Annotated in this window: 15 protein-coding genes; 9 read left to right on the plus strand and 6 right to left on the minus strand. The window is 73.3% G+C overall.

Annotation, left to right across the window (positions count from 1 at the left end):
* The first annotated feature begins 145 nt into the window (after positions 1-145).
* From ACFXOZ_RS15355 to ACFXOZ_RS15365, 3 genes are all read left to right on the plus strand, one after another.
* On the plus strand, positions 146-1,189 hold the full coding sequence (locus tag ACFXOZ_RS15355; RefSeq protein WP_380590656.1) for a pentalenene synthase: 1,044 nt from the start codon (positions 146-148) through the stop codon (positions 1,187-1,189).
* A 74-nt stretch (positions 1,190-1,263) separates the two neighbouring features.
* Positions 1,264-1,797, plus strand: coding sequence for a hypothetical protein (locus ACFXOZ_RS15360; RefSeq protein WP_380526913.1), 534 nt, complete (start codon positions 1,264-1,266; stop codon positions 1,795-1,797).
* Between the two features lie 127 nt (positions 1,798-1,924).
* Complete coding sequence (locus ACFXOZ_RS15365; RefSeq protein WP_380590659.1) at positions 1,925-2,614, plus strand: DUF1707 domain-containing protein; 690 nt, start codon at positions 1,925-1,927, stop codon at positions 2,612-2,614.
* 7 nt (positions 2,615-2,621) lie between these two features.
* Here the strand turns inward: ACFXOZ_RS15365 and ACFXOZ_RS15370 are convergent, their stop codons facing one another.
* Positions 2,622-4,091 (minus strand): DUF4157 domain-containing protein, encoded by a 1,470-nt coding sequence (locus ACFXOZ_RS15370; RefSeq protein ID WP_380590662.1) that lies wholly within the window; start codon positions 4,089-4,091, stop codon positions 2,622-2,624.
* A gap of 150 nt (positions 4,092-4,241) precedes the next feature.
* Between ACFXOZ_RS15370 and ACFXOZ_RS15375 the strand changes: the two genes are divergently transcribed.
* A complete protein-coding gene (locus ACFXOZ_RS15375; RefSeq protein WP_380590665.1) occupies positions 4,242-4,970 on the plus strand; it encodes a hypothetical protein in 729 nt (242 codons plus the stop codon).
* 84 nt (positions 4,971-5,054) lie between these two features.
* Here the strand turns inward: ACFXOZ_RS15375 and ACFXOZ_RS15380 are convergent, their stop codons facing one another.
* From ACFXOZ_RS15380 to ACFXOZ_RS15395, 4 genes are all read right to left on the minus strand, one after another.
* Positions 5,055-6,356 carry a hypothetical protein gene (locus ACFXOZ_RS15380; protein ID WP_380590667.1) on the minus strand — a complete coding sequence of 434 codons (1,302 nt, stop codon included), beginning with the start codon at positions 6,354-6,356 and terminating at the stop codon, positions 5,055-5,057.
* An 83-nt stretch (positions 6,357-6,439) separates the two neighbouring features.
* A complete protein-coding gene (locus ACFXOZ_RS15385; RefSeq protein ID WP_380590670.1) occupies positions 6,440-7,474 on the minus strand; it encodes a zinc-binding dehydrogenase in 1,035 nt (344 codons plus the stop codon).
* Positions 7,475-7,674: 200 nt separating this feature from the next.
* Positions 7,675-7,884, minus strand: coding sequence for a DUF397 domain-containing protein (locus ACFXOZ_RS15390; protein ID WP_380590673.1), 210 nt, complete (start codon positions 7,882-7,884; stop codon positions 7,675-7,677).
* Positions 7,869-8,708, minus strand: coding sequence for a Scr1 family TA system antitoxin-like transcriptional regulator (locus ACFXOZ_RS15395; RefSeq protein WP_380526927.1), 840 nt, complete (start codon positions 8,706-8,708; stop codon positions 7,869-7,871). Before ACFXOZ_RS15395 ends, ACFXOZ_RS15390 begins: the two co-directional genes overlap by 16 nt.
* A 120-nt stretch (positions 8,709-8,828) precedes the next feature.
* Between ACFXOZ_RS15395 and ACFXOZ_RS15400 the strand changes: the two genes are divergently transcribed.
* The 5 genes from ACFXOZ_RS15400 (at position 8,829) to gcvH (ending at position 10,969) form a co-directional block, all read left to right on the plus strand.
* Positions 8,829-9,029, plus strand: a complete 201-nt coding sequence (locus ACFXOZ_RS15400; RefSeq protein WP_380590675.1) for a hypothetical protein — start codon at positions 8,829-8,831, stop codon at positions 9,027-9,029.
* An 11-nt stretch (positions 9,030-9,040) separates the two neighbouring features.
* A complete protein-coding gene (locus tag ACFXOZ_RS15405) occupies positions 9,041-9,265 on the plus strand; it encodes a hypothetical protein (protein ID WP_380526929.1) in 225 nt (74 codons plus the stop codon).
* Between the two features lie 74 nt (positions 9,266-9,339).
* Positions 9,340-9,807 carry an NUDIX domain-containing protein gene (locus tag ACFXOZ_RS15410; RefSeq protein WP_380526932.1) on the plus strand — a complete coding sequence of 156 codons (468 nt, stop codon included), beginning with the start codon at positions 9,340-9,342 and terminating at the stop codon, positions 9,805-9,807.
* 94 nt (positions 9,808-9,901) lie between these two features.
* Positions 9,902-10,528: a DUF2306 domain-containing protein gene (locus ACFXOZ_RS15415; RefSeq protein WP_380590678.1), complete on the plus strand. Its 627-nt coding sequence runs from the start codon at positions 9,902-9,904 to the stop codon at positions 10,526-10,528.
* Between the two features lie 60 nt (positions 10,529-10,588).
* Positions 10,589-10,969: a glycine cleavage system protein GcvH gene (gcvH, locus tag ACFXOZ_RS15420; RefSeq protein WP_380590681.1), complete on the plus strand. Its 381-nt coding sequence runs from the start codon at positions 10,589-10,591 to the stop codon at positions 10,967-10,969.
* Positions 10,970-11,006: 37 nt separating this feature from the next.
* Here the strand turns inward: gcvH and ACFXOZ_RS15425 are convergent, their stop codons facing one another.
* On the minus strand, positions 11,007-11,948 hold the full coding sequence (locus ACFXOZ_RS15425) for a phosphotransferase family protein (RefSeq protein ID WP_380590684.1): 942 nt from the start codon (positions 11,946-11,948) through the stop codon (positions 11,007-11,009).
* Positions 11,949-12,053 lie beyond the last annotated feature (105 nt).

A 12,053-nucleotide genomic window follows, 5' to 3' on the forward strand; every position in this document is an offset into this window, starting at 1 on the left:
GCGGCGTGCGCCGGGGGTGCTCCCCTTTGCGCTCTTCCGCAGCCGCCGCCGGGTCCACCACGCTGGGCCCGGACCGTCCACGGGGGCGCCGGCGGTCCTCGCCCGGGCCGTCAGGCCCCGAACCGGTCGGGAGTGCGGAAGGCGTATGCCCCAGGACGTCGAGTTCACGGTGCCCCTGGAGAGTCGGGTCAGCCCCGACCTGCCCCGGGCCCGCCGCCACCACCTGGCCTGGGTACGGGAGTCGGGCCTGCTGCACGGCGAGGACGCGCTGCGCCGCTACGCCTCCTCCCGGGTGGCCGACAGCGCCGCGTACGGCTTCCCGTACGCCGCCGGCGCCGACCTCGACCTCTGCTTCGACCTGCTCGGCTGGCTCTACCTCCTCGACAACCACTTCGACGACCACTTCGACGACCACTTCGACGGCCGCCTCGACGGCCGCCTCGACGGCCGCCTCGACGGCCGCCCGGACGACGGGTCGGGCGCACGGCCCGCCGCCGCCCGCACCGAGGACGCCGTCGCCCTGTGCCAGGACCTGGTGGACCACCTGCGCTACGGGACCCGCCCCGGCGCGGGGGCCGCCCCCGCCGTGGCCGCCTTCGCCGACTGCTGGCAGCGGATGGGCCAGGGCATGTCCCAGGAGTGGCGCCGGCGCACCGCCCACGACTGGGTCGACTACCTGGCCGGCTGGCCCACCAAGATCGCCGACCGCGTCCTGGGCGTCCTGCCCGACCCCGCCGCCCACCTGCGCGCCCGCCGCCGCACGATCGGCCTGCGCCCGCTGCTCGCCCTCGCCGAGCGGGCCGGCCACTACGAGGTCCCGCTGCCGGCCTGGTGCTCCAGCCACCTGGAGGGCATGCGGATCGCCGCCTGCGACGCGATCATCGCCATGAACGAGGTCCACGCCCTGGAACGCGACGAGGCGGCCGGGCGCCCCAACCTCGTGCTGAGCCTGATGCGCCACCAGGGCCGCGCCCGCCCCGAGGCCCTGCGCGAGGTCGCCGGCACGGCCCGCCGCTCCGTCGAGACCTTCCTCCAACTACGCGCCGGACTCGCGCAGTTGGAACGCGACCTGGGCGGCCGCGTACCCGAACTGGCCCGCTACGCCGACGCCCACGCCGCCTGGATCCGCGGCTACCACGACTGGGGGCGCACGGCCCCGTGCTACGAGGACGTACGGCGTCCGGGCTGAGGTGCCGCGGGCCGCGGGCGGCCCCTATCATGGGCGCGCTCCGCTTGATGATCACCGCTCCTGGGGGACTGTTGATGACCGGTACCGTCGTCGTGCACGCCGAATCGCCGCTGGTGGCCCTGGTGAAGGGCTCGTACGGCGTGGTGATCGACGGGGTGCGGGTCGGCCGGGTGAGACAGGGCGCCGTCGCCCGCTTCCCGGTGCCCGCCGGGACCCATGCCGTCGGGCTCACGGTCTGGGACGGCACCCGCTCCAACGCGGTGACCGTGGAGGTCGGCGAGGACCGGGAGTTCCTGCTCTCGGGCCGGGGCACCGGTCTCGGGTACGCCTTCCTGCTGCCGGTCCTGGCCCGCACCGTGCTGCCCTGGTACTACACCGTCGTGGCCCTGCTGCTGATGCTCGCCGCCGTCCGGGCCGTCCCGGGCCTGACGCTGCGGCTGCGGGCGGTCGGCGACTCCTACCTCCCGGCCGTCCACGGCGACGAGCCCGCCGGATCCGCCGGGCCCGCCGAGGGGGAGAGCGCCGAGGGGGAGGGCGCCGGCAACGGCCTGTGGTGGGAGTCGGACCCGGCCCTGGCCAAGCGCCTGCGCAAGTCCGCCGGTTCCTGAGGCTCCCGGCCTGGCGGGGAGCGCACAACGCGATATACCGTATCGCGATATAGCGTAAGTTGCCGTCCGCGTGCCGCTCACCCCGGTGCGAGGACCTTCACCGAATTCAGGACGGGGACCGGAAGCCATGCCTGGAGAGACCTCGCCCTCCCCGCGGCCCGCGGCCCCGCAGTCCGCGGCCCCGCAGTCCGCGGCCCCGCAGTCCGCGGCCCCGCAGGCCGCCCCGCCCGCGCTGCGGGCCTCGCACGCGGACCGGGACCGGGTGGTGGCCGCCCTGGGCGTGGCCGCGGGCGACGGCCGGCTGAGCCCGGAGGAGCTGGACGAGCGGGTGGAGGCCGCCCTGTCGGCCCGCACCGTCGCCGACCTGGCCGCGCTGACCGCCGACCTGCCGCCGGTGTCGGTCTCGGCCACCGGGGTGGTGGCGGAGGGCAGGGACGTCCTGCGGATCGAGCAGAAGTTCACCAGGACCGAGCGGGTGGGCGCCTGGGTGCTGCCGCGCCGCCTGGAGATCGCCGCCGAGTGGTGCCATGTGAAGCTGGACTTCACCCAGGCGGTGATCACCCACGACACCCTGGAGGTCGACGTCGACATGCAGGGCGGAAACCTGACGCTGATCGTCGGCCCGGGCATCGTGGTCGACCCCTACGGCCTGAGCCTGGAGTTCTCCAAGGTGAAGGGCCACCGGGACCCGGACCCGGGCACCCCGGTCCGGCTGCGGATCGAGCTGATCGGCAGGAAGAGCTTCGGGCGGGTCACCGTGCGCCACCCCCGCAGGCCGTGGGGCCGGCGCAACTCACCTCAGCCCTACGGCTACTGACGGACCGTCAGTCCTCGCCGCCCTCGCCGCCCTTGCCGCGCTTGCGCTGCCCGGTGGCACCGCGCCCGGTGCCCCCCGCCCGCTTGCCGCCCGCCGGGGCCGCCGCCTCCTTGGCGTCGACGGCGCCCCGCAGCCGCGCCTGCGCCCCGGCGATCCTGCCGGCGAGGGCCCGGTCGGGGTGGGTGGTGACGGCGGGCGTGGCGGCGGCCTTCCCGAGCGCGGTCACCGAGTTCTCCAGGTACGCCTTCCAGTACTCGACGTGCCGGTCGGTGACGGCCGCCTGGCCGAGGTTGGCGGACAGCGCGTCCGCGTACTCCAGGAGGTAGTCGACGGTCTCCTTCAGGTAGCCGGCGTCGATCCCGGTGCGGCCCGCGTGCTCCAGCTCCCACACGTGGGTCTCGATCTCGCGCATCGGCTGCTGGAGCAGGGTGAAGGTCTCCTGCCCGATGTCGCTGATCACGTCCATGTAGACGTGCGGGTCCCCGCCGTCGGCGGCGTCCTCGTCGGGCATCAGCATGGCCTGGGCGGCGTGGATGAGTTCGTGGCGCAGCGTGCTGTGGATGACGGCGGGGCCGTAGTCGTCGAACAGGTTGCGGTACAGCGCCATGGTGACCTTGTCGCCCGAAGTGCCGGTCGTGGTCAGGGCCATGGCCTTGCCCGCGCCCTGGCGGGAGTGCTTGTAGCCGAGGACGAGGTTGTCCTCGTCCGCCACGGCCTGCGGCAGGTGGTCCAGGACGTAGCGCAGCAGCGCGTCCAGTGCCGCCTGGCGTACGGCCTTCGCGTCCGACCCGGTCGTCTCCTTCGCCTCCTGCAGCTGCTGGACGAGGGCGGCCGGCAGTTCGGGGACGGCCGCCGACGGCTCCTCGGGCTGGGGCAGGTCGTCGGAGGCGGTGCGCTGGAGCGCGCCGCCGGCCCCGGCACGGGCCGTGCCTTGCTCCACCGCGGCCGCCGCGGGGGCGGGCCCGGACATGACCCGGCGGGCGGTGGCCTCCGCCTCGCGCTCGAAGCGGTCGAAGGGGTCGCTGACCCGCAGTCCGGTGCCGGTGTCGGTGCCGGCCACGGGGCCGTGCCGCTGCTGGATGACGTGGGTCAGCTCGTGGGCGAGGGTGTGCTTGTCGCCGCCGCCCTCCCCGATGACGACGTGGTGGCCGGAGGTGTAGGCGCGGGCGCCGACCTCGGCCGCCGAGGCGCGGGCCGCCGCCCCCTCGTGGAGGCGGACGTTGGAGAAGTCGGCGCCCAGGCGGGCCTCCATCTCGGCGCGGGTCGCCTCCTGCAGCGGGCGCCCCGCGCTGCGCAGTACGCCGTCGACGGCGGAGCGCTGCACCATCCGGACCACGGCGGCGTTGCCCGCGGCGGCCTGGAGGGCGAGCAGCCGCGGGGCGGGCCGGCGGTCGGGGCCGGGGGTGCGGTCGGTGCCCGCCGCCCGGGTGCCGTCCTCCCGGCCGCCCTGCTGCCGCCGGCCGTCGTGTGTGCGCATGGGTGTGTCCCCCCGGGGTGTCCGCTGGCCTTCCATGGTCATCCGGCGGCGCGGTGCGGCGGAAGGGCCGTGGGGGCAGCGCTGCGTGCCCGTACGGGCAGTTCGGACGGGGTGCGGCACCGCCCGGCGCGCCCTGCGAGGACCACCGGCATGACGCCACCGCCGCCCACCGGCCCCGGCACCCCCGACGCCCCCGGCACCCCCGGCACCCCCGGTACCCCCGACGCCCCCGGTACCCCCGGCACCCCCGGCACCCCCGACGACCCGTTCGCCGTGCTCGGCGAGCCCGTCCTGGCCGTCCCGGACCGGCGGCGCGCCCTGCTCGCCGTCGCCGGGGCGTGCGGGGACGGCTGCGGGGACGACGGGGACGGGAGGGTCGGCGTCTTCGACGTCAGCGGCGGCCCCCGGCGCCGTCTGCTGATCGGCACGGGCTTGCCCGTGCACGCGATGGCCTTCCGTCCGGCCCGCCCCCTGCCGGCCGTGGGCACCGGGGACTACGACGGCGGCTACCACTTCGAGGGGGAGCTGCTGCTCGTGCACCTGGACAGCGGCGAGGTCCGGTCCCTGATCGGGCGCGACTTCGGATGCGGCCGTCAGGTCCTCGCCCTGGAGTGGTCGAACGACCGGGACCTGCGCGTGCTGATGGCTCCTGCGGACGACGAGGACGGCGAGGAGGCCCACGGGGAGGGGCACCTCGCCGTCGTCCGCCGCGCCGACCGGGCCGGGGTCGGCGCGCAGTGCCTCACCGCCCGCGACCTGGCCGGCCCCCGGGTGCCCGCGCCCCGCCCCGACCACCGGGAGGCCGCCCGCCGCACCGTCGCCCGCCTGAGGGCACCCCGGGCCCGCCGCCACCGGCACGCCGGCGGCCGGAGCGGGTGAGGGCTGTGCGGGGAGTGGGAAGTCGGCCGGGCCGACTTCCCACTGCGCTCCCTGTGCTGCTTCCTGCGAGGCGCGGGTGGCTGCTCAGTCGAGCCGGCCCAGGATCCATTCCACGAGGACGCCGGAGACGTGGCTGTGCTCGGTGTTCTCGGCGTCGAAGGCGACCTCGTTCAGGTGGAAGCGCTCGGGGCCCTGGTCGAGGAGGTTGAGGTTCGGGTCGACGTCCCAGGCGATGGGGTCGTAGACGAGCGCGCAGGCGCTGACCGCCGGGACGAAGGCGCCGCTGCGGTGCTCCTCGCTGATCTTCGCCTTGATGGCGTCGGCGACCTTGCCGAAGGAGTCCAGGGTGCCGCCGGGCACCCCGTCCAGGGCCGGGACCTCGGTGGTGGTGGAGCGGCGCAGCGACAGGCCGGCGTGCATGCCGCCGATGCGCTGGTCGGTGCCCCGGTCGGGCTGGAAGCGGGCGGTGGCGCTGGCGACCAGGGCCTGCCAGTCGAAGGCGATCTCGCCGGCGGGCAGCGGGCGCCCGGTGCCGTCGCCGCGGCCGTTGGCGACGCCGAGCAGGCGCGGGCGGCGCGGGAAGTCGCCGAGGTCGGCGAGCTCGCGCACGAAGGCGGTGCGCAGTTCGCTGGCGGTGGCGACCTCGCCCGAGTACTTGGCGTCCGGGACCCAGGCCCAGAGCAGCTGCTGGGCGGCGGGGCTGCGGATCAGGTCGGCCTGGGAGGGCTCGCCGGGCCTGGCGGGGGCGAGCTTCTCGAAGAAGTACGCCATCTGCTGGAGGATCAGCGGGATCCAGGCGCCGTTGTGGGGGGAGTCCCAGGACAGGTAGGTGGCGGCCTGGTGGTCGATGCCGTCGTTCTCCAGCTTGGCGAGCGCGTAGCGGGTGATGATGCCGCCCATGCTGACGCCGCCGACGGTCAGCGGCTGGTCGCCGACGCGTTCGGCGATGGCGCGCCGGATCGCCTGGATCGCGACGTCGGCGTTGTGCTGGATGTGGGTGTGGCGCTCGTCGAAGCCGATCAGGACGACGTCGTGGCCGCGGGTGAGGAGCTGGTCGAGGAAGCCCGGACGGCCGCTCTCGTAGGGGGAGTTGAAGTGGTTGAACAGCGCGGGCAGGTCGCTGGGGCCGTAGTTGAAGCCGTCGGCGAACAGGAACGGCTTCTCCAGGTGGGTGCGGCCGCCGCCGTAGTAGACGGCCGCGGTGCCGCTCGCCCGCTCGCCCGGTAGCTCCCAGACCTCGTCGGGCACGCGCACGCCCGGCAGGCCGATGTCGGTGGTGAAGAAGATGTCGGAGGCGATGGTCGCCGCGACTTCGGCGAGTTCCTCCGGGGTGAGGTCGGTCCCGCTGGTGGCGAGGGAGGTGGAGACGTCGATACGGGGGTTCACGGCCATGGTGTACCGCCTCGGTCGGGGGTTGGTTCGTGGCCGACCGTAACGGGTCGGTCACTCACCGCACCAGCTGCTGACCGCTATTGGCCGAAAGCGACCGGAACGGACCGCTCGCGGGACCCGCCACCCCGGGACGGCCGCGGTCGGACCAGGAGCAGCGTCTTGCCCAGGGCCGTGCGGCCCTCAATCGCGGCGTGCGCGTCCGCGGCCCGCTCCAGCGGGAAGGTCTGCCCGATCACCGGCCGCACCCGGCCCGCGAGGGCCTGCGCCATCACCTGCTCCAGCCACGGCCGCATCCGCGCCCGGAAGGAGAACAGCTGCTCGATCCCGAGCACCTCCACCCCGCGCCGCCGCGCCTGCTCGGGTGTGATCGCCGTGAGGTGGCCGCTGGAGGCGCCGTGCACGGAGAAGCGGCCGTGGCGGGCCGTCACCTCGAAGGCGGCACGGCCGATCTCCCCGCCCACGCCGTCGAACACGACGTCGACGCCCGCGCCGCCGGTCACCCGCAGGACCTGCTCGGCCCAGTCGGGGGAGGAGTAGTCGATGGCTGCCTCGGCGCCCAGGCCGCGGACCAGGTCGAGCTTGCGCTCCCCGCGGGCCAGGCCGATGACCCTGGCCCCGGCGGATCGCGCCAGCTGCACCAGCAGGCTGCCGAGTCCGCCGGCCGCCGCCTCGACCAGCACCCACTGCCCGGGGACGATCCGGGCCCCCTCGACCAGGCCCGTCGCGGTGGCGCCGTCGGAGTGCAGGGCCGCCGCCTCGGGCAGGCCCAGCCCCTCGGGCACCGCGACCAGGCTCCCCGCGTCGGCCGCCACCCGCTCGGCGAAGGCGCCCGTCGACCCGGCGTCGGCCAGCACCGACCGGCCGGCCCAGCCGGGGTCCACGCCCTCCCCGACGGCGCTCACCCGGCCGGCCACCATGCCGCCCGGCACGTAGGGGAGTTCGGGCCTGGGGTGCCACGGGTCGACGCCACGACGGATCTGCGTCTCGACGAAGGTGATGCCGACGACGGAGACGTCGACCAGCACCTGCCCCGGCCCGGGAGCGGGTTCCGGCGCCTCGCTGGGGACGAGAACCTCGGGGCCCCCGAAACGCACTGCCTGTACGGTCCGCATGCTGATCACATTCCTGTCCGGTGACGGCGACTTCGACACCGTGGATTCTTCGACCTCAAGCGAGGTTGAGGTCAAGTGCGCTGAGGGGCGGATCAGGAAGTCGGCGGGGTCGACTTCCCGGCCGGAGTCGCGGTGGCCCGGGGAACAGGGAAAGCCCCGCCGCCCCGGGGGGCCGGGGCGGCGGGGCTGAGGCGCTGGGGTCAGCGGGCGTCGAGTTCGCCGGTGCGGACGGCGGTCACGAAGGACTGCCAGGCGGTGGCGGAGAAGACCAGGGCGGGGCCGGAGGGGTCCTTGGAGTCGCGGACGGGCTGGACACCGGTGAAGCCCTCGGCAACCTCGACGCAGGCACCGCCGTTCGCGCTGCTGTACGAACTCTTGCGCCAGGAGGCATCGGTCAGGTCGACATCCACTCCAGGTCTCTCCTTACCGCTCGAATGAAAGCCAGCGATTCGGCTTGGCCGAGGGCCTCGACCGCCAGCCGATCGTACTGCTTCGTCAAAGCAGCAATTGACTTGGTGTCACGGTCGATGTATCCGCGAACCTCAACTTCGCCGTAAGCGAGAACTTTGCGGTTCGGCATGGTAAGGAGATGCAGCATGTGAGTGAGGGGCCGGTGCTCGGCTAGGGAGAACGGCGCCACCTGGATGACTACGTTCGGACGTTCGGCCAACTGCTCAAGATGAAGCAGCTGTTCAATCATGACGTCACGACCGCCGACGACCTTCCTGAAACAGCTCTCGTCCAACACCACGTGGATGAGGGGAGGAGGGGTCCGGTCCAGAACTTGCTGCCGGGCAAGGCGGAAGGCGATGCGCTCCTCGGCCAGTTTCTCGCTCGAAAAGCCCTGCCTGACAGAGGCTCTCTGGAGGGTGGTCATGTACGCCCGGGTCTGCAGTAGGCCCGTGATGAAGTCGTTCTCGAAGATTCTGATCGTTTCAGCAAGGCCCTCATAGCGAGCGCACTCCGGGAAGCCTTCCAAGATCGCCGCGTTCTTGAGCTGGTACCACATCAGCAGCATCGTGCCGCCGGTGTCGAGTGCGATGTCCGCCAGTTCCGCGAGCCTGCGACTCGGCGGCCGGTGCGCAAGTTCGATGTAGGAGAGGTGCGACGGCGAGCACTCCAGCAGCGGCGCCAGATCCTCCTGGAGGAGCTTCCGGGCCTCGCGGAAGTTGCGGAGCTGGATGCCGAACGGCGCCCAAGGGCTCGACTCCGGATCAATCTTCTTCTTGTTCATGGCAGTCCCCAACTTCTGGCGCACCCGTGGCAAGTCGCAGGCTGCTTCCGATCGTAGGCGCCACTACCCCACCATGTGCAACAGAACGTGAAACTTCCATCGCAGAGAGTTCCCCTTGCCATGGCTCAAGACCAAGTCCCCCGTCTCCACGGGTACGGTGTCCGCTGGGACACCGAGGCCCGGTGCTACCGGGTGCGCAACGAGTGCACCGGGGCGTGGCTGTGCAGGCCCAACGGTGAGCGCAGCGGCTTCTCCTCCTTCACCGAGGCGTTCTCCGCCTGGCGGCTCTTCGAAGTCCACAAGCGGCCGGGGGAGTTGTGACCCTCTCTCGTGTGACTGCCGAGCAGCGCCGGCAGGCCGCCGTCGTCCTGGACGACCTGACCACCGTCCTCGCCCTGGGTCGGGTCAACCTGCCCACCCTGGAAGTCGACTGGGACACCGGCCGTTCCACCTGCGAGTACCTGCTCCACCTCACGGCCCGCCCCCTGGACCTGCTGCGGATCGTCGACCTGCTGCGCAAGGGCCTGCGCTACGAGCGCCTCACCTATGACGACTGAACTCATCCCCCGCCTCCTCTGGTGGGCCTGCCTCGTCCTCCTTCTCTTCGCTGCTCTCAGGAAGTGAACTCCCCGTGCACGACCCCCGCCTCCTCGCCAAGCCCCCCATCTGCCGGCTCGGCTGCCTCGTCCTGGTCCGCAACCAGCACGGCGACGTCCTGCTCGTCGACCCCGACTACCTCGACGGCATGATCCTGCCCGGCGGCCCCGGCAAGGCCAACGAGCCCCCGCACCGCGCCGCCGCCCGCCACCTCCACGCCCAGACCGGCATCATCCTGCGCCTGACCCACGCCGTCGCCCTCGACTACACCCCCTCCGACCGCTACCTGGAACGCTTCAACCTCGTCTTCGACGGCGGCACCCTGCGCGACGAACACCCCCTCACCGTCCCCCCGCAGAAGCGAAGCCGCCTCCTGGGCGCCCGCTTCGTCCCCGTCCACGAACTCCCCAACCACATGGCCCCCTCCCAGGCCGCCCGCACCACCGAAGCCCTCACCGGCCGCGCCCTCCCCCTCCTCCTCCACGGCCAGCGCCCCGATTGACGCTCCGTCACATGTCCATCCCCCGGTCAGCCCCAGGGCGGATCGGGGGGATGCCCCCATCCCGCTGCCCGCCGGTGCGCCCGACACTCGGGCCATGCGCATCACTCGGGGCGGCTGGGCCGTCATGACCGTGCTGTCCACACTGATCGTCCTGTACGCGGCCAAGTACGCGAGCTTCGACCCGGACACCTACTTCACCCAACAACGCGCCACCTACCTGGCGCACCAACTGCCCCTGGGCCTCCACATCTTCGGCGCCGCCGTCGCTCTGCTCCTCGGGCCCTGGCAGTTCTCCACCCGGCTGCGCCGCCGCTCCCCGCGCCTGCACCGCGCCGTCGGCACCACCTACCTGCTGGGCTGCCTGGTCGGCGGCATCGGCGCACTCCTGCTGGCGCCGCACGCCTACGGCGGCGCGGTCTCCGCCCTCGGCTTCGCCTGCCTGGGCATCGCCTGGCTGCTCACCGGCGCCACCGGACTGCGGATGATCCTGCACCGCCGGGCGGAGGACCACCGGCGCTGGATGGTCCGCAGCTTCGCCCTCACCTTCGCCGCCGTCACGCTGCGCCTCATGCTGGTGGCCGCCCAGGTCGCCCACCTGGACTTCCGCACCTCCTACCTGGCGATCGCCTGGCTGTGCTGGGTGCCCAACCTCGCGCTGGCGTGGTGGTTCACCCGCTCACCCGGTCGGGTGAAGGTCGCACCCGGCGGCGGAGATCTGTAGCAGGCTCCTCCCTGGCTGACGGACCGTCAGCACAACAACTCGTCCCCACGGAGAGACGCCATGGCCTACCCGAAGGATTTCAAGTACACCGACTCGCACGAGTGGGTGCAGCCCACCGGCAGGAACAAGGCCCGGGTGGGCATCACCGACCACGCCCAGCGCCAGCTCGGCGACATCGTCTTCGTCGAACTCCCCAAGGTGGGGGACACCTTCGACGCCGGGCGGCCGTTCGGCAGCGTGGAGTCCGTCAAGTCGGTCAGCGAGCTCTACGCCCCGGTCTCCGGCAAGGTCACGGCCATCAACGAGGACCTGGACGCCGCGCCCGAGGACATCAACGAGGACGCGCACGCCACCTGGCTCATCGAAGTGGAGCTGACCGAGCCCGCCGAGCTGGACACCCTCCTCACGGCCGCCCAGTACGAGGCCCTCATCAAGGAGTAGGGCCGGTTCGACGTGCTGCTCGCGTGCGGGCCCGCCCTCACGCGAGCAGCGCCTCCAGCTGCGGGAGCCGGTCGAACAGGTCGGGCAGGCCGTTCAGGCCGCCGCGTACGGACGCGTGGGAGAGCGCGAGCTCGGGGCCGGTGCCCGCCTCGGCCCCGGCCAGGCAGCGCAGGACGTTCCACCGGGTGTGCCCCAGCCAGCCGCCGACCGTGTACGCGAACCAGCTGGGGCCCGGCGGCGGCAGCGCACCGCCGCCCGCGGCGTAGCCGTCGAGGACGCGGCGGAAGACAGCGGGCCTGATGTCGTCGAGGCCGGGGCCCTTGGCGATGCCCAGCGCGGTCGAGCCGAGCTCGCCGGAGAGGTCGAGCGGGCCGGAGAGCTCCCAGTCGAGCAGGACCGGGCGGCCCGCCCGGGCGAGCAGGTTCCACGGCTGGACGTCGCGGTGGGTCAGCACCACGGGGCCGGGCCGCTCGCAGGCGTCGAGGAAGTCGGCGATGGCCAGGAACGTGCCGACGCGGGAGGCGAGTTCGCCGGCCCATGGCTGTCCGCTCGCCTGCGCCCGCGCGGCGAGTGCGGGCCAGTCCCGGGGGGTCGGCCCCTCGGCCGACTCGGCCGGCTCGGGGGTCCACGGGACGTCGAGGGCGTGGAGGCGGGCCAGGATCTGGCCGACCTCGAACGCGTACGCCTCCGGCACCGGCTCCTCCGGCACCTTCTCGCCCTCGACCCAGCGGTGCACGAGCGTGTGCGGGTCGGCGGCGACCGGCTCCGGCATCGGGACACCGGCGGCGAAGGCCGCCCGCTCGAAGGCGAACACGTCCTCGACCCGGTAGGGGCGGCGGCGGTCGGCGGGGCTCAACTCCTTGACGGCGAAGGACCCTTGGTCGGTGTCGAGCCGGTACGTCCGGTTGGCGAACCCGCCGTGGACGCGGATCATCGGCCCGAGCGGCACGCCGAGGTGGGAGAGGTGGGAGAGGTTCACCCCGCGCATGCTAGTGTCCTGAGTCCTTGATCCGTCGTTGGTCAGTGCATGGGACGTCCTGGGCCGAGGCTGGCCGAGCTGGTGTTGTCGGATCACGAGCGGCAG

The sequence above is a fragment of the Kitasatospora sp. NPDC059160 genome (genome assembly GCF_042755465.1).
Classification (GTDB): domain Bacteria; phylum Actinomycetota; class Actinomycetes; order Streptomycetales; family Streptomycetaceae; genus Kitasatospora.